The sequence below is a fragment of the Streptomyces sp. NPDC015130 genome (assembly GCF_043080005.1).
Lineage (GTDB): Bacteria > Actinomycetota > Actinomycetes > Streptomycetales > Streptomycetaceae > Streptomyces.
Genome location: NZ_JBIBVC010000003.1, coordinates 118,470 through 145,142, shown reverse-complemented (window position 1 = coordinate 145,142; position 26,673 = coordinate 118,470). Strand labels below are relative to the sequence as shown.

Annotated in this window: 19 protein-coding genes and 1 pseudogene; 18 read left to right on the top strand and 2 right to left on the bottom strand. The window is 70.5% G+C overall.

Features of this window, described 5'->3' with window-relative positions; translation table 11 throughout:
* Nucleotides 1-204: 204 nt before the first annotated feature.
* The 17 genes from ACF08F_RS06990 (at nt 205) to ACF08F_RS06910 (ending at nt 21,328) form a co-directional block, all read left to right on the top strand.
* Nucleotides 205-1,740 (top strand): flavin-containing monooxygenase, encoded by a 1,536-nt coding sequence (locus tag ACF08F_RS06990; protein ID WP_392297455.1) that lies wholly within the window; start codon nt 205-207, stop codon nt 1,738-1,740.
* Nucleotides 1,733-2,668, top strand: a complete 936-nt coding sequence (locus ACF08F_RS06985) for an alpha/beta fold hydrolase (RefSeq protein WP_392297454.1) — start codon at nt 1,733-1,735, stop codon at nt 2,666-2,668. Before ACF08F_RS06990 ends, ACF08F_RS06985 begins: the two co-directional genes overlap by 8 nt.
* On the top strand, nt 2,652-4,046 hold the full coding sequence (locus tag ACF08F_RS06980; RefSeq protein WP_392297453.1) for a flavin monoamine oxidase family protein: 1,395 nt from the start codon (nt 2,652-2,654) through the stop codon (nt 4,044-4,046). The genes ACF08F_RS06985 and ACF08F_RS06980 overlap by 17 nt, the downstream gene beginning before the upstream one ends.
* Nucleotides 4,043-4,747, top strand: a complete 705-nt coding sequence (locus ACF08F_RS06975; RefSeq protein WP_392297452.1) for a transporter — start codon at nt 4,043-4,045, stop codon at nt 4,745-4,747. The genes ACF08F_RS06980 and ACF08F_RS06975 overlap by 4 nt, the downstream gene beginning before the upstream one ends.
* 26 nt (nt 4,748-4,773) lie before the next feature.
* The gene (locus tag ACF08F_RS06970) at nt 4,774-6,132 is read left to right on the top strand and encodes an NAD-dependent succinate-semialdehyde dehydrogenase (protein ID WP_392297451.1); all 1,359 of its coding nucleotides are present in this window, start codon (nt 4,774-4,776) and stop codon (nt 6,130-6,132) included.
* A 29-nt stretch (nt 6,133-6,161) separates the two neighbouring features.
* Complete coding sequence (locus ACF08F_RS06965; protein WP_392297450.1) at nt 6,162-7,277, top strand: Zn-dependent alcohol dehydrogenase; 1,116 nt, start codon at nt 6,162-6,164, stop codon at nt 7,275-7,277.
* A 17-nt stretch (nt 7,278-7,294) separates the two neighbouring features.
* Nucleotides 7,295-8,551 carry an aspartate aminotransferase family protein gene (locus tag ACF08F_RS06960; protein ID WP_392297449.1) on the top strand — a complete coding sequence of 419 codons (1,257 nt, stop codon included), beginning with the start codon at nt 7,295-7,297 and terminating at the stop codon, nt 8,549-8,551.
* 99 nt (nt 8,552-8,650) lie between these two features.
* Entirely contained in the window at nt 8,651-10,207 is a 1,557-nt protein-coding gene (locus tag ACF08F_RS06955) for a long-chain fatty acid--CoA ligase (RefSeq protein ID WP_392297448.1), read from the top strand.
* Between the two features lie 42 nt (nt 10,208-10,249).
* The gene (locus ACF08F_RS06950; protein WP_392297447.1) at nt 10,250-11,929 is read left to right on the top strand and encodes a class I adenylate-forming enzyme family protein; all 1,680 of its coding nucleotides are present in this window, start codon (nt 10,250-10,252) and stop codon (nt 11,927-11,929) included.
* A gap of 3 nt (nt 11,930-11,932) precedes the next feature.
* Nucleotides 11,933-12,709, top strand: a complete 777-nt coding sequence (locus ACF08F_RS06945) for a glucose 1-dehydrogenase (RefSeq protein ID WP_391057650.1) — start codon at nt 11,933-11,935, stop codon at nt 12,707-12,709.
* Nucleotides 12,710-12,737: 28 nt separating this feature from the next.
* Entirely contained in the window at nt 12,738-13,976 is a 1,239-nt protein-coding gene (locus ACF08F_RS06940) for an acyl-CoA dehydrogenase family protein (protein WP_392297446.1), read from the top strand.
* Nucleotides 13,976-15,076 carry a phosphotransferase family protein gene (locus ACF08F_RS06935; RefSeq protein WP_392297445.1) on the top strand — a complete coding sequence of 367 codons (1,101 nt, stop codon included), beginning with the start codon at nt 13,976-13,978 and terminating at the stop codon, nt 15,074-15,076. Before ACF08F_RS06940 ends, ACF08F_RS06935 begins: the two co-directional genes overlap by 1 nt.
* A 315-nt stretch (nt 15,077-15,391) precedes the next feature.
* Nucleotides 15,392-15,625 (top strand): hypothetical protein, encoded by a 234-nt coding sequence (locus ACF08F_RS06930; protein ID WP_392297444.1) that lies wholly within the window; start codon nt 15,392-15,394, stop codon nt 15,623-15,625.
* Nucleotides 15,622-17,274: a transporter gene (locus tag ACF08F_RS06925; protein WP_392297443.1), complete on the top strand. Its 1,653-nt coding sequence runs from the start codon at nt 15,622-15,624 to the stop codon at nt 17,272-17,274. The genes ACF08F_RS06930 and ACF08F_RS06925 overlap by 4 nt, the downstream gene beginning before the upstream one ends.
* A gap of 253 nt (nt 17,275-17,527) precedes the next feature.
* Nucleotides 17,528-18,394: a phytanoyl-CoA dioxygenase family protein gene (locus ACF08F_RS06920; RefSeq protein ID WP_392297442.1), complete on the top strand. Its 867-nt coding sequence runs from the start codon at nt 17,528-17,530 to the stop codon at nt 18,392-18,394.
* 48 nt (nt 18,395-18,442) lie between these two features.
* The gene (locus ACF08F_RS06915) at nt 18,443-20,632 is read left to right on the top strand and encodes a SpoIIE family protein phosphatase (protein WP_392297441.1); all 2,190 of its coding nucleotides are present in this window, start codon (nt 18,443-18,445) and stop codon (nt 20,630-20,632) included.
* Between the two features lie 51 nt (nt 20,633-20,683).
* Nucleotides 20,684-21,328, top strand: coding sequence for a TetR/AcrR family transcriptional regulator (locus ACF08F_RS06910; protein WP_392297440.1), 645 nt, complete (start codon nt 20,684-20,686; stop codon nt 21,326-21,328).
* Nucleotides 21,329-21,398: 70 nt separating this feature from the next.
* On the opposite strand, the gene ACF08F_RS06905 is transcribed toward ACF08F_RS06910, so the two are convergent.
* Nucleotides 21,399-24,614 carry a bifunctional cytochrome P450/NADPH--P450 reductase gene (locus ACF08F_RS06905; protein WP_392297439.1) on the bottom strand — a complete coding sequence of 1,072 codons (3,216 nt, stop codon included), beginning with the start codon at nt 24,612-24,614 and terminating at the stop codon, nt 21,399-21,401.
* A gap of 252 nt (nt 24,615-24,866) precedes the next feature.
* On the opposite strand from ACF08F_RS06905, the gene ACF08F_RS06900 reads away from it, so the two are divergent.
* Nucleotides 24,867-25,928, top strand: a complete 1,062-nt coding sequence (locus tag ACF08F_RS06900; protein ID WP_392297438.1) for a zinc-binding dehydrogenase — start codon at nt 24,867-24,869, stop codon at nt 25,926-25,928.
* 85 nt (nt 25,929-26,013) lie between these two features.
* Here the strand turns inward: ACF08F_RS06900 and ACF08F_RS06895 are convergent.
* Nucleotides 26,014-26,482 (bottom strand): annotated as a pseudogene (locus ACF08F_RS06895) (DUF1345 domain-containing protein); the annotation flags it as partial.
* Between the last annotated feature and the right edge of the window lie 191 nt (nt 26,483-26,673).

Genomic DNA, 26,673 nt, shown 5'->3' with positions numbered 1-26,673 from the left:
CGGCCGCCCTGCTCCCGGAAGGGCCGGGCCGCGGGCTCGGCAGGGGCCTCAGCCCGAACGTCGGACACCGTATGGGCGCAGCGGCCCGGCCCGCCTGTGCATCGTGCACCGCGCCCTGGCGAAGGAGGTGCCCGCTGTCGTTCTCGCAGACGGTCCTGGCTGGCGACAGTGAGGCAACCGCCACAGGAACAGCGAGGAAACGCCATGACAGCTGAGGTGTTGGACGCCGTCGAGGAATTCGACGTGGTGATCATCGGGGCCGGGATCTCCGGGATCGGCGCGGCCACCTATTTCAGCCGGGAGCTCCCCGAGAAGTCGCTCGCCGTGCTGGAAGCGCGCGACGACATCGGAGGCACGTGGGACCTGTTCCGCTATCCCGGCATCCGCTCGGACTCCGACCTCCACACGTTCGGATACGCGTTCAAGCCCTGGCGCCACGAAGCAGCGATCGCCGACGCTCCCCTCATCAAGGGGTACCTCCACGAGACCGTCGAGGAGAACGGCCTGGAGCGCGTCCTCAGGCTCGGCCACCGGGTCGTCCGCTCGGAGTGGTCCACGGCGGACTCACGGTGGACTCTCACCGTCCAGACGTCGGACCCCGCCACGGGAACGACCCGGACCAGGACGATCCACGCGGGATGGGTCTTCGCCGCCACCGGCTACTACCGGTACGACGAGGGGTTCTCGCCGGAGTTCCAGGGGCGGGACGAGTTCGAGGGCCGGATCGTCCATCCGCAGCACTGGCCCGAGGACCTCGACTACAGCGGCAAGAAGGTTGTCGTCATCGGCAGCGGCGCGACCGCGATCACTCTGGTGCCGGCCATGACCGCCGGGGCGGGCGCCGCTCGGCACGTGACGATGCTGCAGCGCACCCCCACCTACGTCATGGCGCTCCCCCGGGTCGACAAGGTCGCCCTGGCGCTCACGAAGCTGCTCGGGGAAGAGCGCGGGTACGCCATGACGCGGTTCAAGAACATCTGGACCGAACACGCCGTCGTCAAGGGCCTGCGGACCTTCCCCAAGGCCGGACGGGCCTTCATCCGGCGCGAGAACGTCAAGCGCCTTCCCAAGGGATTCGACGTCGACAAGCACTTCAACCCGCCGTACGCCCCGTGGGACCAGCGGCTGTGCGTGGCACCGAACGGCGACTTCTTCGACGCGATCAAGGAAGGAAGGGCCTCCGTCGTCACCGACGCCGTGGCGCGGTTCAGCAAGCGCGGAATCGTCCTGGCGTCGGGTGAGGAACTGGAAGCCGACATCATCGTCACCGCGACGGGGCTGAACCTGCGGCTCTTCGACGGCATGCCCATCGTGGTCGACGGGCGCCAGGTCGACATCGCGGACGCGCTCTGTTACCGCGGCATGCTGCTGAGCGGGATGCCGAACTGGGCGATGGCGATCGGCTACACCACCTCGTCCTGGACGCTCAAGGTGAGCCTGATGTGTCGTTACTTCATCGATCTCGTCCGGCACATGGACGCCCGCGGATACGACACGGTGGTTCCGGTCGCACCGTCGGGGACGAAGCGCAGGCCCGTCATGGACATCCAGGCCGGGTACGCCAAGCGCGGCGAGAAGCTCCTGCCCAAGCAGGGCCCCGAGAAGCCCTGGCGGATGGCGATGTCCTACCCCGAGGACGCCAGGGCCCTGCGCGGCCCGGTGGCCGACGAGAACCTCCGGTTCGGCACCCGCCGGGCGGCCGCGCCGGCCTCCGGTGACAGGCGGGCCACCCGTGCCTGAGACGAGCGGCACCGAGAGCGCCGACCAGTACGCGACCCTGCCGTCCGGGATGACGATCTGCTTCCGGGACCACGGCGACCAGGACGACCCCGCGATGCTGCTCATCGCGGGACTGGGCGAAGACCTCACCTTCTGGACCGACTCGTTCGTCGGCTCCCTCGTCGCCCACGGTTTCCGGGTCGTCGCGATCGACAACCGTGACGTGGGCCAGTCGACGTTCGTCGCCTCGCCCCCTCCCGGGCTCTGGCGTCAGATCGCCGCGCGTCCGCGCGGCGACGCGTACGCGCTGGCCGACATGGCCCAGGACGCCGTCGGCGTACTCGACCGGCTCGGGATCGCGCGGGCGCACCTGGTCGGGCGGTCGATGGGCGGAATGATCGCGCAGACGATCGCGGCCACGGCACCCGAGCGGGTCCTGTCGCTGGCCTCCGTCTACTCCACCACCGGGGCGCGCAAGGTCGGTCAGCCGGCTCTCTCGACGATCCGGCTCCTCGCCGCCCCGCCGGCGAGGAACAGAACCGCGGCGGTCCGTGCCCACCTGAGGCTCACCCGTCACATCGCAGGAACGGGGCACCCCATCGACGACGCGGCCGAGGCGGCCATCGCGGCTCGCGGCTGGGACCGCAGCGCCGGCGACCCGGCGGCCGGCACGGCGCGCCAGATCCAGGCCATCCAACGCTCCGGGGACCGGACGGCCCAGCTGAGCCGGATCAACGCCCCGACGCTGGTCATCCACGGCGACCGGGACCCGCTGGTGAGCCCGAGCGGCGGCGCCGCGACCGTCAGGGCGATCCGCTCGGCCCAGCACGTGGTCATCCCCGGCATGGGCCATCACCTCCCCGAGTCCCTCGTCGGCCCCGTCACGACCTACATCGCTCAGCACGCGAGCCGCGTGGGTGAAGGAGGCAGCCATGTCCGGATCTCGTGAGCCCCGCTCCGGGAGCACCACGGTCGACGTCGTGGTCGTCGGTGCCGGTTTCGCCGGTCTGAGCGCGGCGGAGCGGCTGGTGAGCACGGGGCGGTCCGTCCTGGTCGTGGAAGGCCGCGACCGGGTCGGAGGCCGCTCGCTCTCCGGCGAGGTGGCCGGCGTGCGGGTCGACCTCGGAGCGACGTGGGTGGCCCGGCGCCACACCGCCGTCCGGGACCTCGCGAGCCGGGTGGGGTGTACGACCACCGACCAGTTCGCCCAGGGCCGCAACGTGCTGTGGATGGCGGGCCGGCGCCGCACCTACAGCGGCACCATTCCCAAGGTCTCCCCTGCGGCCCTGGTGGACATGGCGCGCATGCAGGCGTCGGTGAACAAGCTGGTCGCGACCGTCGACGTGGACGCGGCGTGGGAGACGCCGGGGGCCGGCCGGCTCGACGCCGTCTCGTTCGGCGAGTGGCTCGACCGGAAGAACGCGCTGCCCGGCACCCGTGCGCTGATGACCGTCATCAGCAAGGTGCAGTGGGGCTGCACCCCGGGAGACGTCTCCCTGCTGCACGCACTGCGCTACATCCGCTCGGCGGGCGGACTCGATCACATGCTGGACGTCGAGGGCGGCCAGCAGCAGGACCGGATCGTCGAGACCACCCAGGAGATCGCCAAGCGGGTGGCGGAGCGGCTCGGTGACCGCGTGCGCCTGGAGACACCGGTGCGCCGCATCGCACAGGACGACGACGGCGTCACCGTCCGCACCGACTCCGGCGAGATCCGCGCCCGGTACGCGATCGTCACGGCCTCGCCGGCGCACCGCGCCGCCATCACCTTCGAGCCCGCTCTGTCCGACCGGGGCGAAGGGCTCACACGGACCTGGCGCATGGGCGTGCTGAGCAAGGCGTTCGTGGCCTACGAGAGGCCGTTCTGGCGGGCCGAAGGCTGTTCCGGCGAGGCGGTGACCGACACCGGAACCGTGTTCATCACCTTCGACGTGTCCCCCGCCCCCGGCGGACCGGGCGTCCTGATGGCCTTCTGCGATCCGCGCGTCTTCGACGGCTTCGGCCCCGAGACCCGACGCGACCGGGTGGTCCGGCAGCTCGCCGACCTCTACGGCCCGCAGGCGCTCACCCCGATCGACTACGTGGACCACTGCTGGGGAGCGGAGCCCTTCGCCCCGGGCGGCCCCAATCCCGCCGTCGCCCCGTACGCGACCACGAGCTTCGGCAAGGCGCTGGGCGAGCCCCACGGGCGCGTCCACTGGGCGGGCTCCGAAACCGCCGGCGAATGGGCCGGAACCATGAACGGCGCGGTTCTGACGGGCCAGCGCACCGCGGAGAGCGTCCTCACCCTGCTGACTCGCGACGTCCGAGAGGGGGCGTCCCGATGAAGGAGACGCTGTTCCTGCTGGCCGACCTGTGGATGATCTTCGCCGGTTACTTCTACGGCTGGAAATTCATCCGCCGCTACGGCAACTACCTCCTGGGTCTCGAATGGATGGTCGTCGCCACGTCGGGCACCAACTTCCTGCTCTGGTCGCTGCTCGGAGCCAAGAGCGACAGCGTCCTGTACGACCTGGCGTACTTCTTCGACGCGTTCTCCAGGTCGGTCGGCATCACGCTCATCCTGGTCCTGGGCCTGATGAAGGTCACCCATCGCTACAAGCCGAGCCGCGGCGTCGACGTCGCCGTATTCGGATTCGCGATCGTGGCCGGCCTGTTCCTCCGGCAGTTCCACGGCGCGGATCTCCACGCCGGTGGCATCGCGTTCTGGGTCGCCGTGTTCTACGTCGTCGTCAATCTCGTCACGGCGGTCTTCCTCGGGTACTTCGCCAAGCGGCTGTGGAAGGCGGGCGCGAGGTGGCCGGCGGTCTGGACGGCGCTGGTCACGGCCGCCGGGACCACCATCGCGATCACGTACGACTTCTTCCCCCTGCCGTTCGACGACGCGAACCGCACGATCTTCTACACCGCCGCGCTGGCGACCTGGGGCACCCAGGGATTCGTCTACTTCCGCGCCTACCGCGCGCTGCACGACCGCAACGCGGCCTCGGACGCGAACCTGGCCCGCGCGGCCGGGGCCCTCGCATGAACCCGTCACACCAACAAGGAGTCAGCATGGCGAAAAGGCACGTGTACGCGGTGGTGGACCCGGCCACCGGCAAGTTGGTCAAGGAGTACCCCACCGCGACGGACGAGGTCGTCGACGCGGCGCTCGACGCGGCGGCGGAGGCCTACGCGCACTGGTCGAGGCAGACCTCCGTGGAACAGCGCGCCCAGCTGTTGCACGCCGTCGCCACCCTGCACGACGAGCGCAGCCGACAGCTCGCCGAGATCATCCACCGGGAGATGGGCAAGCCGGTGGAGGAGGCCGTCGGGGAGGTCGAGTTCAGCGCCTCGATCTACCGGTACTACGCCGAGAACGCGGAGAAGTTCCTCACCGACGAACCGATCGAGCTCCTGGAGGGCGAGGGAACCGCCTTCGTCCGCCGCCAGCCGGTCGGCGTGCTGCTTGGAATCATGCCCTGGAACTACCCGTACTACCAGGTGGCCCGGTTCGCCGCGCCCAACCTCGCGCTGGGCAACACCATCGTGCTCAAGCACGCGTCGCAGTGTCCGGAGTCGTCCGCGGCTCTCCAGCAGCTGTTCACGGACGCGGGTTTCCCCCAGGGCTGCTACGTCAACGTCCACGCCACCGGCGAGCAGATCGGTCGCGCCATCGCCGACCCCCGCGTGCAGGGCGTCTCCTTCACCGGTTCGGAGCGGGCCGGCGCGGAGGTCGCCGAGAAGGCCGGGCGCAGCCTCAAGAAGGTGGTGCTCGAACTGGGCGGCTCGGACCCGTTCATCGTGCTGTCGACCGACGACCTCGACGCCACGGTCCAGGCGGCGGTCGAGGCGCGGTTCGAGAACGCCGGGCAGGCGTGCAACGCCGGGAAGCGCTTCATCGTCGCCGATGACGTCTACGACGCCTTCCTCGACAGGTTCACCGAGAAGGTGCTGGCGCTGACCGACGGACTGGCGCCGCTCTCCTCGGTCGCCGCCGCCGAGTACGTCGAGGAGCAGGTCGGGCGAGCCGTCGACGAGGGGGCGACCTTCGTCTCCGCACGGCAGCGCGAAGGGGCGTACTTCCCTCCCGGCGTGCTGACGGGCCTCTCCCCGGCGTCGCCGTCGGCCTCCGAGGAGCTCTTCGGTCCCGTCGCGACCGTCTACCGGGTCGGTTCCGAGGACGAGGCCGTCGAGCTGGCGAACGACACCCCGTACGGGCTGGGCTCCTACGTGTTCACGACGGACGCCGAGCAGGCGCTGCGCGTCGCCGACAGGATCGAGGCCGGCATGGTCTTCATCAACGGCGTCGGCCTCGACGGCGCGGAACTTCCCTTCGGTGGCGTCAAGTTGTCCGGTTTCGGCCGCGAGCTGGGACGGGCGGGCATCGACGAGTTCGCCAACAGGAAGCTCATCCGCACCGCTCGGACGTGACCGCCCCACAACACGGAAGGAAGACTTTCATGACGATCGAGTTCGACGCCGCCGTCTTCAGGACCCCGAACGAACCGCTGACCATCGAGCGAGTGACGATCCCCTCGACGCCTCCGCCCGGCGAGGTGCTCGTGCGGCTCCGGGCGAGCGGGGTGTGCCACAGCGACCTCCACGTCCTCCTGGGCGAATGGGAGGTTCCTACGCCGATGATCCTCGGCCATGAGGGGGCCGGGATCGTCGAAAGTGTCGGCGAAGGCGTCACGACGCTGAAGAAGGGCGACCACGTCGTGCTGTCCTGGACGCCCTCGTGTCGCCGCTGCCGCTACTGCATCAGCGGCAGGCCCGTCCTCTGCGACATGGTCAGCCAGCACTCGGCGAACCACCTGTCGTTCGACGGCCGGTCCCGGATCACGTCCGCCGGCGGGGACGACGTCCTCAGCTTCGCGGGCCTCGGAACGTTCGGCGAGTACGCCCTCGTGCCCGAGTCGGGCGCGATCGCCGTCCGGGACGACGCCCCGTTCCCGCAGGCGGCTCTGGTCGGATGCGCCGTCACGACCGGTGTCGGCGCGGCCGTCAACACCGCCAACGTGCGGCCGAGCGACACCGTGCTGGTCCTCGGCTGCGGCGGCGTCGGCCTGAACGCGATCCAGGGTGCCCGGCTCGCCGGCGCGCGGAAGATCATCGCCGCGGACATCTCCGACGAGAAGCTGGAGCAGGCGCGCGTCTTCGGCGCGACCGACCTGATCAACAACGGTCGCGAGGATTTCGCGGACCGGGTGCGGCAGCTCACCGACGGACGCGGTGTGGAGATCGCCATCGAGGCCATCGGGCTGCCCCGCACCATCGAGGCGGCCTACGAGGTCCTGGCCCGGGGCGGCACGGCGGTGGTCGCCGGGCAGGTGGCGGACGGCCTGAAGGTCTCCATCGATCCCTTCGTCATGTCCGATCAGGAGCTCTCGCTCATCGGCTCGAACTACGGCTCCAGCAAGCCTGCTTCCGACTTCCCGCTGCTGATCGACCACTACATGAACGACCGCATCGATCTCGACTCCCTGGTGACGAGCGTGATCGGTCTGAAGGACGTCAACGAGGCGTTCGACCAGATGAAGCGCGGCATCGGCATCCGCTCGGTGATCACGTACTGAAAGGCAGGGGCGATCTCATGGCCCTGGAATCATCACGCTCGGCCTTCGAGCGAGCCCGCCGCAGCGTCGGCGGGGGTGTGGGGTCGGGCCTGCGCGCCGCGATGCCTCCCCATCCGCTCTTCGTGCGCGAGGCGCGGGGCGCACACGTCTGGGACCTGGACGGCGACCGGTACGTCGACTACGTGATGGCCTGGGGGCCGCTCGTCCTCGGTCACAGTGACCCGCGCGTGCTGTCAGCGGTGTCCGAGGTCGCGACGAAGATGCAGGTCGTCGGCACCGGCCACCCGCTCGAGTACCTCGCGGCGGAAGCGGTCCTCGAAGCGGTGCCGCACGGCGAGCGACTGCTGTGGAGCAACACGGGGACCGAAGCGGTGCAGGTGGCGCTGCGCCTCGCGCGCGCCGCCACCGGCCGGCGCCGCGTCCTCAAGTTCGCGAAGAGCTACCACGGTTGGCACGACACCGTGTACGCCGGGATGTCCGAGGACGACTGCGACCGCCCTGCCACCCCCGGCGGGGCGGGACAGTCGGCCAGCGTCCTCGACGACCTGGTCGTGGCACGCTTCAACGACGTGCGGCTGGCCGAGCGCCTGCTGGGGGAGTCCGTCGAGCGCGACATCGCGGCCGTGCTCGTCGACCCGGTGATGAGCAACGCCGGCGTCGAAGCACCCACACCGCAGTTCCTGTCGACGCTGCGGACCCTCTGCGACCGGCACGGCGTCGTCCTCGTCTTCGACGAGGTGATCGCCGGGTTCCGGATCGCCCGGGGCGGGGCGGCCGAGAAGTACGGCGTCCTTCCCGACCTGTCCGTCTTCGGGAAGGCGATGGCTGGCGGGTTCACCCAGAGCGCCGTCGTCGGCCGGGCGGATCTGATCGACCAGGTGACCTCCGGCGTCGTGCACGCCGGAACCTTCAACGCCAACCCGATCGCGCTGGCAGCCGTCGCGGCGACGATGCGCGTCCTGGCCGACCCCGCGGTCTACGAGCAACTCGAACGGACATCGTCCGAGTTCGAAGCCCTCGTCGGCACCGTTCTCGGTTCGTCGGCCGACTTCGGCAGCTTCAACCGGGTCGGCTCGCTCCTCCAGTACGTCCCCGCCGGGGGCGCCACGGGGCTTCACGGAACGAGCGGGCTCTGGGCGGTGATCCTCGAAGGGATGCTGCGGCAGGGCTTCCTTTTCATGCCGTCCGGCAAGGTCTTCCTCAGCACGGCGCACACCACCGCCGACATCGAGGCGACGGCCGAGGCCCTCGATCGGCTCCTGCGGCAGTTGTGACGTCCGCGTCGAGCCACGCGTAACCCCCACCCGCTCCGGGCCATGCCGCGTGTTCCGTTACCCCGCGGCCTGGCCCGGTCCACCCTCCCGGAAGACACCATGCTGAACCTCTCGGTCCTGCTCGAGGACTCCGCCCGCACGCACCCGAACCGGGACGCCGTCGTCCTCGGCGAGACGCGTCTGACCTACGCCCAGATCGACGCCGCTGCCAATCAGGTCGCCAACCTCCTGGTGGACCGCGGCATCTGGCCCGGCGACAAGGTCGCGCTCAGTTGTCCGAACGTGCCCTGGTTCCCGATCGTCTACTACGGGATCCTCAAGGCCGGCGCCGTAGTCGTACCGCTCAACATCCTGCTCAAGGGCCGGGAGGTCGCCTACCACCTCGCCGACTCGGAGGCGAAGGCGTACTTCTGCTTCGAGGGCGTCGAGGGCCTGCCGATGGGTGCGGAGGGCCACGCCGGGTTCACCGGGACCCCGGGCTGCGAGCACTTCTTCCTCATCACCGCCGACCCCGCGGCGGAAAGCCCGATCGAAGGCGTCGAGACCATGGGCGCCGCACTGCGGGGCGCCGCGGCGACGTTCGACAGCATCGGGACGTCCGGTGACGACCCGGCCGTGCTGCTCTACACGAGCGGTACGACAGGACAGGCGAAGGGCGCCGAACTCAGCCACGCCAACCTGGCGCTCAACGCCCTCGCGGTCAACCAGCTGTTGGAGAACCGGCCGGCCCAGGACACCCATCTGGTCGTGCTGCCGCTGTTCCACTCCTTCGGCGCGACCGTGCAGATGAACGCCGGCTTCTCGACGGCGAGCACACTGGTGCTGCTGCCACGGTTCGACGCCCGGCAGACGGTGTCCCTGATGCAGCGGGAGGACATCACCGTCTTCGCGGGCGTCCCCACCATGTGGTGGGGCCTCTTGCAGGCGCTCACCGACGACGTCGACGTCGAGAGGATCGCGAGGAACCTGCGCGTCGGCGTCTCCGGTGGCGCCTCGCTCCCCGCGGAGATCGTCAAGCAGGTCAGGGAGCGATTGGGCGTCCAGGTCCTGGAGGGCTACGGCCTCTCCGAGACCTCGCCGGTGGTGACCTTCAGCGATCCGGCGCGGGAGCCCCGGCCCGGGTCGATCGGCGTGCCGATCTGGGGCGTCGAGGTCAAGCTCGTCAAGCCGGACTGGTCCGAGGTCGAGGACGACGGCACGGGCAGCGCCATCGGCGAGATCGCGGTCAAGGGCCACAACGTGATGAAGGGCTACCACGGCCGCCCCGTGGCCACCGCCGAAGCCGTCAGGGACGGTTGGTTCCGCACCGGCGACCTGGCCCGCAGGGACAAGGACGGCTTCTACTACATCGTCGACCGGGCGAAGGACCTGATCATCCGCGGTGGCTTCAACGTGTACCCGCGCGAGATCGAGGAGGTCCTGATGACGCACCCGGCGGTCAGCCTGGCCGCGGTCGTCGGCGTGCCGCACGAGAGTCACGGCGAGGAGATCAAGGCGTTCGTCATCCTCGAGCGTGGCGCCGAGGCCCGCCCCGACGAGCTGATCGCCTGGGGCAAGGAGCAGATGGCCGCCTACAAGTACCCGCGCATCGTGGAGATCGTGCAGACCCTGCCGATGACGTCCACCGGAAAGATCCTCAAGCGCGAGCTCACGTGACCGGCGCGCCGAGCGCGTGGACACGGATGGGAAGGACGGCAGATGACAGTGGATGACGGCGGGCGGCGGGACACGTCCCCCGACGGGTCCGGTACGGGGCCGGACACGACACCCGGCTCGCTCGTGGCCGCCTGGAGGGCACGCGTGGCGAAGAACCCGGAGGGCACCGCGCTCCGCTTCTTCGACGGCGCTCTGTCCGCGCGGGAGGTGGACGCGGCGTCGGACGCCCTGGCCGCCGCGTTCGAGGCCCGCGGGACCGGCCGGGGCGACCGCGTCGGGGTGTACCTGCAGAACGTCCCGCAGTACGCGCTGGTGCTGCTGGCCCTGTGGAAGCTGGGGGCCACGGCCCTGGGACTCAACCCGATGTACCGGGGCCGGGAACTCCGCCGGATCATCGACGACTCCGGGGCGGTCGGCGTCGTCTGCGCGGACGAGGACGTCCACGAGACGCTCGGCACGCTGGCGGGGAGTTCGGTGCGATGGCTGATCAGCACATCCGCGCTGGACTACCAGTCGAGGAACGATCCGCGGGTCTTCGCGACGACGGAACGTCTGGCCCCCGCGCCGGACGGCGACCTGGTGGCCCTGATCCGCGAGTTCGAGGGCCGCGGTCCCTCGCCCGTGGAGCTGGCCCACGACGACGTCGCGTTCCTGACGTACACCTCAGGGACGACGGGGCCGCCGAAGGGTGCCATGAACACCCACGGCAACGTCCTGAGCGTGGTGGCGACCTGCGCGTCGTGGATGGGTGTGCGCGACGGGGACGTCGTGTTCGCCATGGCCCCGCTGTTCCACATCACCGGCGCGGTGGTCAACGCGACGATCTCCCTGCTCACCGACACCACGCTCGTCCTGGCGGGCCGGTTCCACCCCGAGGTCGCCCTGGAGGCCTTCGCCGAGCACGGGGTGACCTACACGATCGGCTCCATCACGGCGTACAACGCGATCTACGAGCTGCCGCAGGCCGGACCGGAGCACTTCGCCTCGGCGAAGGCCCTGTACTCGGGCGGCGCACCGATACCGCCGGCCACCGTCGAGCGGTTCCAGGAGCGGTTCGGCGTCTACCTCCACAACGGCTACGGGATGACCGAGACAACGTCCGCCGTCATCGCCGTGCCGCCGGGTGAGCGGGCACCGGTGCACCTGCCGAGCGGCACTCTGTCCGTCGGCAAGCCGCTGCCGCGTATCACCGCCCGCGTCGTGGGACTGCACGGCGACCCGATACCCCCCGGTGAGCAGGGTGAGCTGGAGTTGAGCGGGCCGCAGGTCGTTCCCGGGTACTGGGGCAAGCCCGAGGCCACCCGTCGGACGATGCCGGAGGGCCGGCTGCGTACCGGTGACGTCGCGGTGATCGACGAGGAGGGCTGGGTCTACCTGGTGGACCGGCTCAAGGACCAGATCAACGTGTCCGGGTACAAGGTCTGGCCGCGCGAGGTCGAGGACGCCCTCTACGAACACCCCTCGGTCCTCGAAGCCGCGGTCGTCGGTCGGCCGGACGACTACCGCGGCGAGACCGTCGTCGCCTACGTCTCGCTGAAAGCGGGTCTGACCGCATCCGCGGAGGAGCTGATCGCCTTCTCCCGAGACCGCCTGGCGGCCTACAAGTGTCCCCGCACGATCCATTTCCTCGCCGACCTGCCCAAGACCCAGAGCGGCAAGATCCGGCGCGCCGAACTCCGCGACACGGACGACACCGGGCCGGCGCGCCTCCCGAAGGACTGATCCATGAGCGAGAACCACACCGGCCGATTCTCGGGCCGCACCGCCGTCGTGACGGGAGCGAGCCGGGGCATCGGTCTCGCCGTCGCCGAACGGCTCGTCGCCGAAGGGGCGCGCGTGTGTCTGACCGCGCGCAAGGCCGGTCCCCTCGAAGAGGCGGCGGCCTCCCTCCCTCCGGGCAGTGTCGTCACCGTCGCCGGCAGGGCGGACGATCCCGACCACCGCCGCGAGGTCCTGGACACCGTCGCGCGCGAGTTCGGCGGGCTCGACGTCCTCGTGAACAACGCGGGCATCAACCCTGCCTACGGCCCCGTCATCGGTCTGGACCTCGATGTCGCCCGCAAGGTCCTGGAGGTCAACGTCCTCGCCACCCTCGCCTGGGTTCAGGACGCCGTGGCCCACCCGAAGCTCGGTTTCACCGAACGTCGGGGCGCCGTCGTGAACCTCTCCTCCGTCACCGGCGACACCCCGTCACCCGGCATCGGCCTCTACGGCGTGAGCAAGGCGGCGGTGTCCCATCTGACCCGGACCCTGGCCGCCGAACTCGGCCCGGAGATCCGCGTCAACGCGGTGGCCCCCGCCGTGGTGAAGACCCGGTTCGCCGAAGCCCTGTACGAGGGCAAGGAAGCCGAGGTCGCCGCCGACTACCCGCTGCGCCGCCTGGGCGAGCCGTCGGACGTCGCCTCCGCCGTGGCCTTCCTGGCCTCGCAGGACGCCTCCTGGGTCACCGGGCGCGTTCTCACCGTCGACGGCGGCCTCGCGGTCGCCGGCGGCACCGCGTAACGACCGCGCCACCCCCGAAAGGATTGCCATGACGTTCACCCCTCTGCCACCCGAGGTGGCGGAACTCGCGGAGCGCACGCGCCGGTTCATCCGCGAGACCGTCATCGACGCCGAGCCCGCGCCCGGCAGGCGTCTCGACCAGGCCACCCGCGACCGACTGCAGGCCGCTGCGAAGGAGGCCGGCGTCTTCGCGCCGCTCGTGCCGAAGGAGTACGGCGGGCAGGGCCTGCCCATCGAGCACTGGTCGCCGATCCTCCAGGAGGCCGGCTACTCGCCGATCGGCCCCAGCGCGCTCAACTGCATGGCCCCCGACGAGGGAAACATGCACATGCTCAACGTCATCGCGACCGAGGAGCAGAAGAAGCTGTATCTCGCGCCTCTGGCGGCGGGGGACATCCGGTCCTGCTTCGGCATGACCGAGCCCCACCCCGGAGCGGGATCCGATCCGGCGGCGCTGCGGACCACCGCCGTACGCACCGACGGCGGCTGGATCATCGACGGCCACAAGCGGTTCACCAGCGGAGCCGTCGGTGCCACGTTCTGCATCGTCATGGCGCGCACCCCGGCCGTCGACGGCTCCCCCGAGGGGGCCACCATGTTCCTCGTCGACATGACGAACCCCGGCATCAGGGTCGGCGAGGCGATCCACACGGTCGACCGTTCCATCGACGGCGGCCACCCGCACCTGTACATCGAGAACTGCTTCGTCCCCGACGACGCGGTCCTCGGCGAGGTCGGACTCGGCTTCCGGTACGCGCAGGTACGGCTCGGCCCCGCGCGACTCACGCACTGCATGCGCTGGCTGGGACTGGCGCGCCGGGCGCACGACATCGCCCTCGACCGGGCCGCGAAGAGGGAGCTGTTCGGCGGTCCGATCGACTCGCTCGGCCTGGCCCAGCACCTGATCGCCGAGTCCGTCATCGACATCGAGACGTCCGACGCGATCATCACCAAGACCGCGGCGCTGCTGCACAGCGACCCGAAGGCGGGCTCGGCGATGTCCTCGGTCGCGAAGGTCCACTGCTCGGAGGCGATCCACCGGGTGATCGACCGTGCCGTCCAGATCTGCGGCGGCGACGGCGTCTCCGACGGACTCCCGCTGGCCCAGTACCTCAACGAGGTACGTCCGTTCCGCATCTACGACGGCTCCAACGAGACTCACCGGTGGGCCATCGCACGCCGTGCCTCGGCCGGTCGGCGGGCCACTGTCCAGGCCGGTGAGCGATACCTGGGCGACGCCGTCGTCGGCCGGGACGGGGGCGCGTGATGCACACCGTCCCCGACGGCGTGGAAGTCGTCGCGAGCCGCGAGCGGGCCCGTCATCTCGACAGTCCTCCCCTCCTGGTCCTCGACGCCGTCACCGGCTTCCTCGACGCACACGGCATCGGCAGCGGGCCGATCGCGTGGCAACGCATCGGCGACGGCCATTCGAACGTCACCTACCTGATCGAACGCGGCGGCGAGTCCGTCGTCCTGCGCCGCGGCCCGCGCCCGCCGCTGCCGAAGTCGACGCACGACATGGTGCGCGAGGCACGCATCCAGAAGATCCTCCACGGGCACGGGGTGCCGGTGCCGGAGATCCTCGCCGTCTGCGAGGACGAGGACGTTCTGGGCGTGCCGTTCTACCTCATGTCCCGGCTCGACGGCACGATCGTCACCGACACGATCCCGCCCCACCTCTCCCCCGCCGAACAGCGCCGGCTGACCAGCGAGGCGGTCGTCGAAACCCTTGTCACTCTGCACGGCATCGACGTCACCCGGGGGGAGCTCGCCTCCCTGGGCCGGCCCGAGGGGTACCTCCGGCGGCAGGTCGAGCGTTTCCGCGGCCTCTGGGAGGTCAACACCACTCGCAGCCTGCCCGCGGTGGAGCGCATCGCGGACTGGCTCGCCCAGAACCTGCCGACGAGCCAGGCGGCGTCGGTGGTGCACGGCGACTACCGCATGGGCAACCTCATGTTCGCCCCACAGGCCCCGGCCGAGGTCCTCGCGGTCCTCGACTGGGAGATGGCCACGCTCGGCGACCCGCTCGCGGACCTGGGGTACCTCACCGCCACCTGGTCCGAGGCCGGCAACCCTGCCACCCCGCTCGAACTCACCAAGGTGACCCGTTCACCCGGCTACCTCACCCAGCGCCAACTGGCAGAGCGCTACCAGCGCCGCACAGGCCTCGATCTCACCCCGCTCCCCTGGTACCAGACCCTCGCCCTGTGGAAAGCGGCGATCTTCTGCGAGGCCATCCACACCCGCTGGCAGCGGGGCGAGCGTCCTCATGACACGGTCTTCGGACCGTCGCTCGAAACGGGTGTCCCCCGGCTCCTGGAGCGTGCCGGGCAATACGCCGGCCTGATGGCGACCAGCCGCCGCTGACGCCCGACGCCCGCGGTGCGAGGCGCTTCACCAGCCTCACCGCGGCCGGGCCGTCGTGCTCTGACGTCACGCCGAGGCCGTCGTTCGCCGTAGAACTGTTGCGCCTTCCCCGCGGACGCCGCGTCACCGTCGAGCCCCGGCGGTCACAGGCATGGCTTCCGACCTGTACGGAGCACGGCTGCCCGACTCCCTCACCCGTCCTCAACGGTTGCGACCGTCCCCGCGCCCCCTCGCGCCGAGTCCGTCTTCCCTGTTCTTCCCGAGAGAGGTCACGTGCCCTCCGATTCCTCCCGGCATTCCCCCCGTGACACACGGATGCTGGTCACTGTCAACGCGCTGCCGCTCGCCGTCGGTGTCCTGCTCTCCTGCTCCACCCCCCTCGGAGAGATCTCCGTATACGGCCGTCTCACCCTCGGCATCGCGTGGGCGCTCACACAGCTGGTCGTCCTCGTCGGCGGGACCTGGTGGTACGAGAACCGGGCCGCGTCCTCCTTCGAACCGGCCTCGGAGACGACTGCCGCCTCCCGTTCGGCCGGGGGCACGTGGTGACGGCGCACCTCCTGAGCGTCGGCTCGCCCGATCTCATCGGCACCGCCGCGAGGGGCGCGGTCATCAGCGCCTTCCTCGTCTTCATCGGCCTCTGCCTCCTGTGGGTCTTCACGCTCGCCACGCAGGACGACGACCCGGAACGCCTCTACGTCGCCGGCCGGTCCCTCCCGCCCGTCCTCAACGGCGTCGCGATGGCGGGGGAACAGATCACGGTCGTCATCCTGGTCTCGCTGCCGGGAGCGATCGCCCTCTTCGGCTACGACGGAGTCTCGACCGCCGTCGACAGCGCCCTCGCACTCGGCGTCTTCCTGCTGCTCGCCTCCAGGATTCGCGCGACCCGCCGCTACACCCTGGGCGAGCTGTTCTCCCTGCGTGCCGAGGGGCCGGGAGCACGGATCGCCGGTGCCGTGGTGACACTGTGCATCGCCGTGCCCCTGCTCATGGTGCAACTGCGTGCCGGCGGCATCACCGCCGCCCTTCTGATCGGCATGCCGAGCGAGCGGGCCCAGGTGGTGTGCACGGTGCTGATGGGGTTCCTGATCACGTGTTTCGCAGGGGTGGCCGATCTGCGCGGTACCAGTTTCGTGCAAGCCGCCAAAGTGCCCGTGGCCCTGGCGACGCTCGCCGCGGTGACCCTGCTGGCGCTCCGCCTCTTCGACTGGAGTCCCGGATCCCTGCTGTCGGCAGCCATGGACAGGAGCGTGTCGCCGGACGAGTACCTCAGCCCCGGACTGTGGGAGCACTCCGCCGGAGGCGGAACACTCGGCACGCTCAGTGACCACATCGTCGTCATCCTCGGAACCGCGATGATGCCCCACCTGCTCCTGCGCGTCAGCGCCAGCCGGGACGTGCCCGCCGCCCGGCGCTCACTGAGCGTCGCCGTCGGGCTGACCGGCTTCTTCTACCTGCTGCTGATCACGACCGGCTTCGCCGCGGCCGCGGTGGTGGGCAGCGGACGGATCGGAGCGGTCGACGTGAAGGGGCAGGGAGCCCCGATCCTCCTGGCGTCGGAGGTCCTCCCCCACCACTCCACCGGCCGGGTCGTGCTCATCACCCTCGTGGCCTGTGTCGCCTTCCTCGCGGTGCTCACGGCCGTGGCGAGCGTGACCTTCGCCGGCGCCGTCTCCGTGACCCGCGACCTGCTCGGGCGGAAGGGCCGTGCCCGGATCGGGATCGGAGAGCCGGCAGTCCTGCGGCTGTCCGTTGTCGCGCTCTGCGCCGTGAGCCTTCTCCTCACCACCGCCGTACACCGCTATCCCGTCGAGTTCCTCCTCGCCTTCTCGCTGAGCCTCGCGGCCACATGCGTGTTCCCCGCGCTCGTCTACTCCTTCCTCTGGGCCGGCTTCAACCGTCACGGGCTGCTGTGGCTCGTCTACGGAGGGCTGTCCCTGTGCACCCTGCTGACCCTCGCCTCCCCCGCTGTGTCCGGGACGAAATACGCGCTGCTGCCGGATCAGGACTTCAACCTGTTCCCGCTCCACACCCCCGGACTGGTCTCCGTACCGGCGGCCTTCCTCCTCGGATGGCTCGGCAGCGCACGCCCCTGGGAGCGGACCGCACACCACCGGCACACGGCGCCGGGACCCGCTTCTGCCCGTAGCGCCCACGGAGTTCGCATCGACTCCGGCAAGGACGCCGTGAGCGGATAGCTCCGCCGTGCCCGCGACCGGACTGTGCATCGTGCACCGGGCCCGGGCGAAGCAGGTGCCCGCTGTCGTTCTCGCCTGCGGTACCGGCTGGCGACAGTGAGACGACCACCACAGGAACAACGCGGAAACGCCGTGGCCACCGAACCCACCTGACCGTCGCGAGAACGCAGCGCGGGAGTCCCCGGAAGACAGAACGCCCGCGGCTGATCGAACGGTCGACCAACCGCGCTTCGGATCGAGGAAGAGGACGCACATGACGACACAGAAGAAGACCCAGGCACTGACGTCCGTGGCGAACGACACGCCGACGGAGGAGATCCTCGAGATCGTGACCCGTGACGGCGGCGTCGTCATCAAGGGTTTCCTGACGCAGGAGCAGATCGTCCGCTTCAACGCCGAGATCGAGCAGCCGCTGCGGGCGCTCGCCCCGGGGTCCACCCACGAGGACGAGATCGTGGCCGCGTTCCACGGCAGCAACACCAAGCGCCTCACGAACCTGGTGACGCACAGCGCCACGTTCCGCAGCGAGATCATCGACCACCCCCTGGTCCACGAGATCAGCGACCTGGTCTTCCTCCAGGAGTCGGGCACGTACTGGATGACCACCGCCCAGGTGATCGAGATCGGCCCCGGCAACACGGCGCAGATGCTCCACCGTGACCTGGAGAACTGGTTCCCGTTCATCGGCATGGGTCCCGGCGGGCCGGAAGTCACCATCAACTTCCTGGTCGCCCTGACCGACTTCACGGAGGAGAACGGCGCCACCCGCGTCATCCCCGGAAGCAACCACTGGAGCGACTTCGAGGACCGCGGGACCCCCGAGCAGACGATCCCCGCCGTCATGAACGCCGGGGACGTCCTTCTCTTCAGCGGCAAGACCGCGCACGGCGGCGGGGCGAACCGAACCGACGCCGAGTACCGGCGTGGCCTCGCCTTCGCGTTCAACGCGGGCTTCCTCACCGGCGAGGAGGCGTACCCCTTCCTGGTCGACAGGGAGCTCGCCAAGACGCTCTCGCCGCGCGTCCAGCGCGTGCTCGGCTTCCGCTCCCAGTACCCCACGGGCTCCCCCGGCCTGTGGCAGGTCGACTACGCCGACCTGGGCGACCACCTCGGGCTCTGAGGTCCGGGTCGATCAGAGGCCGCCACAGCCGTCCGAGGAGCGCACACCATGGCTTTCCCGTACATTCGCACTATGGGAACCGAGGTCGATGCGTTCCTTGGTCAGCTGGCCCGCCACCTCAGACCGCAGGTGGAGAAGCTGGCCGGCCTGCTGCTCCAGCGCCTGAACGGCGAGTTCCCCGAGCTGTGGGAGAACGCGGACATCGAGGCCCTGACCCTGGAGGAGACGGCCCAGCACGTCACCGCCCTTCTGGATCTCCTGGAGGCCCACCCCGGTGCGAGCGCGCCGGAAGCTCCTCCGGCCGCCTTGGACATCGCCCGCCTCTACGCCCGGCGGGGAATCCCGGTGAGCCGGCTCCTCCGTGCCTACCGGCTCGGCCATCTCAGTCTGCTCGAACAGCTGCAGGCCGAAGCTCCCCGCCTCACCGGCGACTGGCACATGATCAACCTGGCCACGGTGAGGCTGGTCGCGATCGGTTTCGACTACGTGGACCGTTCCTCGGAAGAGGTCGTCACCGCCTACCAGGAGGAACGCGACCGTCTGCTGCAGCGTCGGTTCGCCCTCACCGACAGGGCGAGCAAGCTCATCGGGACCACGCTCGACATCACCCGCACCGCGGAGGAGCTGACGGAGGTCTGCACCGAGGACTTCGCCGACCTCGTCACCGTCGACCTCCTCGACTCCGCACTCGACGAGACCGGCACCGGTCCGCCGGAGGCCCTGACACAGCGCCGCGTCGCCCAGCGCTCCGTCCTCGACGACTGTCCGGAGTCCCCGCTCCGCGTCGGCGGGACCCACACCTACCCCGACGACTCCGAACCGGTTCGCGCGCTGACCACCGGACGGTCCGTCCTGCACCACATCGCGGGGACCGAGATGCCCACGTGGGTGGCGCCGTCGGAGTCCCACGGCCGAGTGCTGCGCGACCTCGGGCTTCACTCCGTACTCCTCGTGCCTCTGCACGCCCGCGGGGAGATCCTCGGCCTGGTGCAGTTCGTACGCCACCGCACCTCGACCCCCTTCGACGACGACGACCTCCGGCTGGCGCAGGAGATCGCCTCCAGGGCGGCGGTGTCCATCGACAACGCCCGCCGGTACACCCATGAGCGTTCCACCGCGCTCGCCCTCCAGCGGACCCTGCTGCCGCGGAACACGGTGAACCACGCGGCCGTCGAAACGGCTGCGCGTTACCTGCCCGCCGGGTCCCGAGCCGGTGTGGGCGGCGATTGGTACGACGTCATCCCCCTGTCCGGGGCCCGCGTCGCGCTGGTCGTCGGCGACGTGGTCGGCCACGGCCTGCACGCCGCCGCCACCATGGGCCGACTCCGCACAGCCGTCCGCGCATTCGCCGACATCGACCTCATGCCCGATGAACTCCTCACCCATCTGGACGACGTCGTCATCCGCATGCAGCGCGAGGAGTCCCCGGACGAGGGCGAGACCAGCGCCACCTGCCTGTACGCGATCTACGACCCCGTCTCGCGCAGGTGCTCGCTGGCCAGTGCCGGCCATGTCCCGCCGACCGTCGTCACCCCCTCGCAGATCAGCGAGGCCTTGCCGGAGGTACCGGTCGGACCGCCCCTCGGGCTGGGTGGACTCCCCTTCGAGACGGCGGAGTTCGAGCTGCCGGAGGACAGCCTGCTGGTCCTGCACACCGACGGGCTGATCGCCGGCCGCACGCGTGACGTGGACCGAGGACTCGCCACTCTGCACGACGTCCTCACCTCGGCGCCGGACTCGCTGGAGGAGATCTGCGACCGGCTCCTGGCCGCACTGCTGCCCGGCCGCCCCGCCGACGACGTCGCCCTGCTCGTCGCCCGGACCCGTGCCCTCGAACCGGACCACGTGGCCACGATGGACCTCCCGCCCGATCCGGCGGCCGTGTCCGGGGCCCGCCGCTTCGCCTCCGACGTCCTCACGGCCTGGGGGGTGGAGGAACTCTCCTTCACCACGGAGCTGGTCGTCAGCGAACTGGTCACGAACGCGATCCGCTACGGCAAGAGCCCCATCCAGCTGCGACTGATCCTCCAGTCGACGCTCACCTGCGAGGTCTCCGACGCCAGCAGCACCGCCCCGCATCTGCGCCGCGCCCGGACCTACGACGAAGGCGGCCGCGGCCTGCTCCTCGTCGCCCAGTGCGCGGAGCGCTGGGGGACTCGGCACGGTCGTGAGGGAAAGGTCATCTGGGCCGAGCAGGCTCTCCCCACGGACAGCGCGTCGACTGCCGAAGTCACGTAACGCCTGGTCCGGGCCGACTTGATCGATCGACTAAGTCGATATAGTGGGCCCATGGCTCATGTTTCCGCGGCGGAGCGCCGCCCTCAGCTGATCAAGGCGGCCATCGACCTCATGACCCGGGAGGGCGTCGCCGCGGGGAGTACCCGCGCCATCGCCGCGGAGCTCGGTGTCGCGCAGGCCACCGTCCACTACACCTTCGGCACGAAGGAGGACCTGTACCGGGCCGTCATGGACCAGATCACCGACGAGCTGGTCGCGCAGGTGCGGCGGGCGGCGCCGGAGGACGCGGGCTTCGAGGAGACCTTCAGCGCCCTGGCGGGCGCCCTGTGGGGCACCGTGCGCGAGCCGACGTCGCACCACCAGCTGCTCAGCGAGCTGACCCTGTTCGCCCTGCGCGTGCCCGGTCTCGACGAGGCACGGCAAAGCCACTACCGGCGGGTCATAGAGGTGACCGCACAGGTCATCACGGAGACGGCCGAGAGGACGGGGCAGGAACTGGCCGAGTCTCCGGAGACGGTGGCCCGGTTCTTCCTCTCCGGCTTCGACGGACTCACCATGCAGGTCCTCCAGACCCTGCCGGACGACGCCACCGAGCGGACGGGGCTGAGGGCGCTCGTGGGCGCGACCGTGGCGCTGGCCAAGGGGGACCTCGGCCTTCCGGACGTACCGATGGCGCCTGACGTACCGATGGCCTGACACGACGCGAGAACGGTTGTGGGCGCACCTTCCAGGTGCGCCCACAACCGTTTCTTCCTCCTTGCGAGAATCAGCCGGCCCAGACGTCCTCGACGTAGCGTCCGGACCCGACGAGCGAGGCGAGCCAGGCCACGGCCCGCTCGTCACTCTCACCGGTCCGCTCGCGGTAGATCGCCATGAACGCCTCCCGTACGGCGGGGGCCATGCGCCGGCCGTCGCCGCAGATGTAGACGCGTCCGCCGGCCTCCAGGACCGACCACACCTCCTCGCTCTCGCGGGCGATGCGCTCCTGGACGAAGCGGGCTCCGTTCTCGGGCGCGTGCATGAAGGTGGGACGCATGCTGACGGCGCCGTCCGCCTCGGCCGCCTCGAACTCCTCCCGGTGCAGGAAGTCCACGTCGGGGTGGTCGCAGCCGAAGTAGCACAGCAGGGTGCCGGTCGAGCCCGTGTGGTGGCGGTCCAGGACGGCTCCGCGGAAGGGCGCGAGTCCGGTGCCCGCGCTGACCAGGATCACCGGTACGGAGGTGTCCTCGGGGAGGCGGAAGGACTCGCTGCACGGCAGGACCCGGGCCTGGATCACGTCGCCCGCGTCCACGGTCTGCAGGAAGTGCGAGGCGATGCCCCGGAAGGTGCCCTCGCCCGCCCTGTGGGGCGCTGCGAGCAGCGACACCATCAGGTCGGCCTCGCCGGGCCGGGCCGCGGCGGACGACGAGATCGAGTAGTGCCGGGGACGCAGTACCGGCAGCAGCTCCAGGAAGCGCTCGAAGGGCAGCTCGCACGTGCGGTGGCGCTCCAGGAGGTCCAGGACGCTGAGGCCCGCGCCGGTCACCTGCTCCCGGAAGGTCTCGGGATCGGCGGTGGCGAGGGCGGTGAGCGGCTGCTTCTCGGGCGGGCAGGCGGTGTGCTCGGCGAGCACGGCGACCTGCTCCTGGGTGGCCGCGTCCTGGAGCTCGACGAAGTCGGTGAGCAGGCGGCGCAGGGTCAGCGGCCGGTCGACGGGCAGGGCGCCCCGGCTCCGGCGGCGGGCGCGCAGCCGGACGGTGCGGTCCAGGTCGAGGCCGAAACGGTCGGCGACGCGCCGGACGAGGTCCTCGGGGTTGCCGGGCAGGACGGCCAGGTGGTCGGCGGTGCGGTAGGTGACGCCCTCGGGGAGCCGGAGCCGCAGGAACCGCTTGGAGCGGCCCAGTTCGTGGTCGGTGTCGACGAGTTCGTACGCTTCGAGGACCTCCATCGGCTGGACGCCGTGACGCTCGGCGAGACCTCCGAGGACCGACTCCGAGGTGTCCTCCAGCTCGTACAGCCCTTCCCCCTCCACCTCATGTGCGGGGGCGGCCGCTTCACCGGCGACCGCCTCGCCGTACTCCTCCAGGAGCGCCTTCCACAGGTCTTCCGTCCACTGGTCGACCGCTCCGCCGAAGTCGCCGGAGGCGTCGGCGCTGCCGCGCTCCAGGAGCGGGACGGCGCCGGCGGCGGTCAGGCGCTCGTCGATCAGGGTGGGGATCCGCTGGTAGGTGGCGGCCCAGTTGCGGTCGCCGACACCGAGGACGGCGTACCGCAGCCCGGCGAGCGAGCCGGGGGCGAGGTTCTCCAGGGAGGCGACGAACTCGGCGGCGTCGTCGGTGGGGCGGCCGTTGTAGGAGGCGGCGACGATGACGACGGGGCCCTTGGAGTCGGCCAGCCTCTCCGTGTACTGGTCGAGGGAGGCGACGGTCGGGGCGAAGCCGTGCTCCTCGCCGTCCGTGCCGAGGTCGCGGGCGATGCCGGCGCAGGTGCCGAGGTTGGAGCCGTGGAGCAGCGTCAGCGCGGTCCCGCTCGCCCGGCGCGTCACGGCCGTGGTCCGGCCCGCGGCGGCGTCCACCGCCGCGGCGGCGGGCAGGCGCCGTTCGTCACTGGTGCGGCGGGCGAGCCTCAGGCTGAAGCCGTCAGGCTTGATCGTCAGCGTCGACTTGATCTTCATCTGGTAGTCGGTGTGGTCGATCAGGCGGTAGCGGTGCACCAGCAGGCCGAGCAGCAGGGTGGCCTCGTGCAGCGCGAACTGCCGCCCGATGCACGCCCGTTCGCCGCTGCCGAACGGCTTGAAGGCGTGCACCGAACGGGCCGCCTCCCGCTCGGGCGTGAAGCGCTCGGGATCGAACAGCTCGACGTTCTCCCCCCAGGCCGCGTCGCGGTGCAGCGCCGAGGCGATCACCATCAGCGACTCGCCCTTGCGTACGGGGTACTTGCCGCCGATGACGGTGTCCTCGATCGGCTCGACGGCGTACGCGGGCGCCGTCGGCCACAGCCGCAGGCTCTCGTTGAGCACCTGGCGGATGTAGGTGAGCTTGCCGATGTCGCCGTACTGGGGGTCCGGGGACTCGGCGTCGCCCCACAGGGCGTCCACCTCGGCCTGGGCCCGGGCGAGGACCTCCGGGTGCTTGGTCAGGTAGTACAGGGCGAAGGAGAGCGCGCTGCTGGTGGTCTCGTGGCCGGCGATCAGGAAGGTGATCACCTGGTGCCGGATGTTGACGTCGTCCAGCGGCTCGCCGGTGACGGGGTCCTTCGTGTGCAGCATCAGCCCCATCAGGTCGTCCGTGCTGGTGTCGCCGGAGGCGCGGCGCTCCCTGATCACGTCGTCGACGAGCTCCGTCATCAGGTCGATGTCCGCGCGGAACTGCTCGACCTTCTTCCTCTTGAACAGCTCGGAGCCCGGGATGGACTCGCCCTTCTCCTGGGCGAAGACGAGGGCCCGGGACATCGCCTCGACGAACGGGTGCAGGTCGTCGCGGCGGAAGGACTCGAAGTCGTAGCCGAAGCCGCACAGGCCGATCGTGTCGAAGGTCAGCCGGGTCATCTCGTCGGGCACGTCCACCGACTGCACCCCGGCCAGCCGGTCCCACTTGCCGATCAGCGACCGGGCGACCTGAAGCATGGGGGCGTGGTAGCTGCGCATCGAGCCGAGTGAGAACGCGGGCATCAGGATGTCGTGGGCCTTGCGCCAGTTCGGCTCGTGGTTGTAGGCGGTGAACAGACCGTCCCCGGCCAGAGCCCGGACCTCGACCAGGTCGGCGTGCACGTGCTTGCGGAAGCGGGTCTCGTCCGACAGCTCGGTCACGAGGTCCAGACCGCCGACCATGACGGTGTCCCTCCCGAAGAGCCGCAGCCGGTACACGGGCCCGAATTCCCTGAACTCCTTCAGCAGGTAGGCCAGGAAGTCCGCGCCCGCCGGAACGTTGAACGCGTGGCCTACGAGGGGCAGCGGGGGGCGCTCGGGGATCGCCCGCGCCGCGCCTACGGACACCTGAGTCATGAGCGTGCCTTTCGTTGCACTCCAGCAGTCACCAGCCAACATACACGCGACTTTGTCGAGTGAACATGTCGTATGACTGTACTGAACGACACAGTCGCAGGACGGAACTCGGAGCACTCCGCGAACGTCCGGCGGGAGCGGCTTGACAGATGACACCGTCGGTAGACACGGTTAATCGACATGGTCAGTCGACCATGTCGAGCGCCTGAGCTACGCACGCGCTTCCTTCATCGAGCACATCGAGGTCTCCGCATGAACACCATGCTGGCCGGGCGGCTGCGCCTGGACACCCGTACCTTCGCCGTCGAAGAGGTCCCGATCCCGGTCCCCGGCCCGGGCGAGGTCCTCGTGGAGGTGCGGGCCGCCGGCGTCTGCCTGTCCGACATCCATCTGATCGACGGCAGCCTGAGCCCCTTCTTCCCCACCGACGCCGTCACGAAGGCGGGCGCCGTCACCCTCGGCCACGAGGTCGCCGGAGTCGTCCACACCCTCGGCCCGGACGTGAAGGGCGACTGGACGCCCGGACAGCGCGTGGTCCTCCAGGCCGGCGAGGCCTGCGGCGACTGCGGCGGCTGCCTGCGACGGATGACGTGCCACCGGCCGATCACCCGCGGCCTCGACTACGACGGCGGCTGGGCGCAGTACGCGATCGCCCGCGAGGGCACGTTGCTGCCCATCCCGGACGACCTGCCCTTCGACCAGGCCGCGATCATCCCCGACGCGGTCTCCACCCCGTATGCCGCGATCGTGGGCACCGGCGCGGTCCGCCCCGCCCAGTCGGTCGGCATCTGGGGCGCGGGCGGCCTCGGCGCCCACGCCGTGCGGCTCGCCCGGATGGTCGGCGCGGCCCCGATCCTCGCGATCGACCCGCTGCCCTCGGCCCGCGAGCGGGCCCTCCTCTTCGGCGCGGACGTCGCCCTCGATCCGCTCGCCCCGGACTTCGCGGAGGCGGTGCGGGAGGCGACGGCCGGGCGCGGCCTCGACGTCGCGTTCGACTTCGCCGGCGTGGGTGCCGCCCGCGCCCAGGCGGCGTCGGTTCTCGGTCCCTTCGGTTCGCTCGTCCTCGCCGGACTCACCCCGGAGCCGGTCGCGATCGCCGACAGCATCGGCTTCTGCTTCAACGTCAACCAGGTCCGCGGACACTACGGCTCCGAGCCGGAGCACGTGGAACAGCTCGTCGGCCTGGCGGCCGCCGGACGGATCGACCTCGGCCCCTCCGTCAGCGCCCACGTCCCGCTGGCGGAAGCCGCGGACGCCGTCGCCCGGCTGGAGAAGAAGATCGGAGACCCGATCCGCCTCGTGCTCACCCCCTGAGCGGCGGGGGCGGTGGCGGGTTCGCCCCGTACCCGCGGACGAACCGGTCACCGCCCCACCGTCACTCGAGGACCGCCGGCACCCGTCAGGCGCCCCGCCCGCTGTCCAGTGCCGCGACCATGCCGGCCACGATCACCGTGTTGAAGACGAACGCGATGGTCGCGTTGGCCGCCACCGTCCGGCGCATCTCCCTCGACAGCACCGTGACGTCCGTCGTCCCGGCCGTCGTCATGACCGAAAGGGCGAAGTACACGTAGTCGTCCCAGGCCGCCGGCTCCTCACCCGTGAAGTCCAGCGCCGCCTCGTCCTCCACGAGGTTGTCGGCGTAGAACGCCACCGTGAAGGCGACCAGAACGCAGATCCAGACCACGGCGACGAGACCGAGCGCCATCAGAACCCGCGCGGTCCCCGGGAAGGCGGAACCCAGATGCCCGGGACGCCACACCGCCGACACCACGAGCGCCGCCGACGCGATGAGGACCGACACCCCGGGCCCCCGGCGCGGTCCCCAGAAGGCAGCGCTGCGGCACGGCGCTCCGCGCTTCCCGCCGGGCCCTGCTCGCCCTGGCCCACCTGCCGTGCGGTGACACACCTGTACCCAGCAGGCCGCCGGGTTCGGCATCGGGATCGTGACCGCATACCGCTACCTTCTAGCGGGGACACGTCCGGGACGCATGCTGACCGTTTACTGGCCTGAGGGGGGCACATGATGCCCCTGACCTGCGGCGATGCCAAATAGTCAGAT

What these genes read in the sequence shown, in the direction of transcription:
- ACF08F_RS06975 (WP_392297452.1), top strand. Translation starts at nt 4,043, where the DNA reads ATGAAGGAGACGCTGTTCCTGCTGGCCGACCTGTGGATGATCTTCGCC.
- ACF08F_RS06980 (WP_392297453.1), top strand. Translation starts at nt 2,652, where the DNA reads ATGTCCGGATCTCGTGAGCCCCGCTCCGGGAGCACCACGGTCGACGTC.
- ACF08F_RS06935 (WP_392297445.1), top strand. Translation starts at nt 13,976, where the DNA reads ATGCACACCGTCCCCGACGGCGTGGAAGTCGTCGCGAGCCGCGAGCGG.
- ACF08F_RS06940 (WP_392297446.1), top strand. Translation starts at nt 12,738, where the DNA reads ATGACGTTCACCCCTCTGCCACCCGAGGTGGCGGAACTCGCGGAGCGC.
- ACF08F_RS06905 (WP_392297439.1), bottom strand. Translation starts at nt 24,614, where the DNA reads ATGACTCAGGTGTCCGTAGGCGCGGCGCGGGCGATCCCCGAGCGCCCC.
- ACF08F_RS06910 (WP_392297440.1), top strand. Translation starts at nt 20,684, where the DNA reads ATGGCTCATGTTTCCGCGGCGGAGCGCCGCCCTCAGCTGATCAAGGCG.
- ACF08F_RS06945 (WP_391057650.1), top strand. Translation starts at nt 11,933, where the DNA reads ATGAGCGAGAACCACACCGGCCGATTCTCGGGCCGCACCGCCGTCGTG.
- ACF08F_RS06970 (WP_392297451.1), top strand. Translation starts at nt 4,774, where the DNA reads ATGGCGAAAAGGCACGTGTACGCGGTGGTGGACCCGGCCACCGGCAAG.
- ACF08F_RS06900 (WP_392297438.1), top strand. Translation starts at nt 24,867, where the DNA reads ATGAACACCATGCTGGCCGGGCGGCTGCGCCTGGACACCCGTACCTTC.
- ACF08F_RS06990 (WP_392297455.1), top strand. Translation starts at nt 205, where the DNA reads ATGACAGCTGAGGTGTTGGACGCCGTCGAGGAATTCGACGTGGTGATC.
- ACF08F_RS06950 (WP_392297447.1), top strand. Translation starts at nt 10,250, where the DNA reads ATGACAGTGGATGACGGCGGGCGGCGGGACACGTCCCCCGACGGGTCC.
- ACF08F_RS06955 (WP_392297448.1), top strand. Translation starts at nt 8,651, where the DNA reads ATGCTGAACCTCTCGGTCCTGCTCGAGGACTCCGCCCGCACGCACCCG.
- ACF08F_RS06960 (WP_392297449.1), top strand. Translation starts at nt 7,295, where the DNA reads ATGGCCCTGGAATCATCACGCTCGGCCTTCGAGCGAGCCCGCCGCAGC.
- ACF08F_RS06930 (WP_392297444.1), top strand. Translation starts at nt 15,392, where the DNA reads ATGCTGGTCACTGTCAACGCGCTGCCGCTCGCCGTCGGTGTCCTGCTC.
- ACF08F_RS06915 (WP_392297441.1), top strand. Translation starts at nt 18,443, where the DNA reads ATGGCTTTCCCGTACATTCGCACTATGGGAACCGAGGTCGATGCGTTC.
- ACF08F_RS06965 (WP_392297450.1), top strand. Translation starts at nt 6,162, where the DNA reads ATGACGATCGAGTTCGACGCCGCCGTCTTCAGGACCCCGAACGAACCG.
- ACF08F_RS06920 (WP_392297442.1), top strand. Translation starts at nt 17,528, where the DNA reads ATGACGACACAGAAGAAGACCCAGGCACTGACGTCCGTGGCGAACGAC.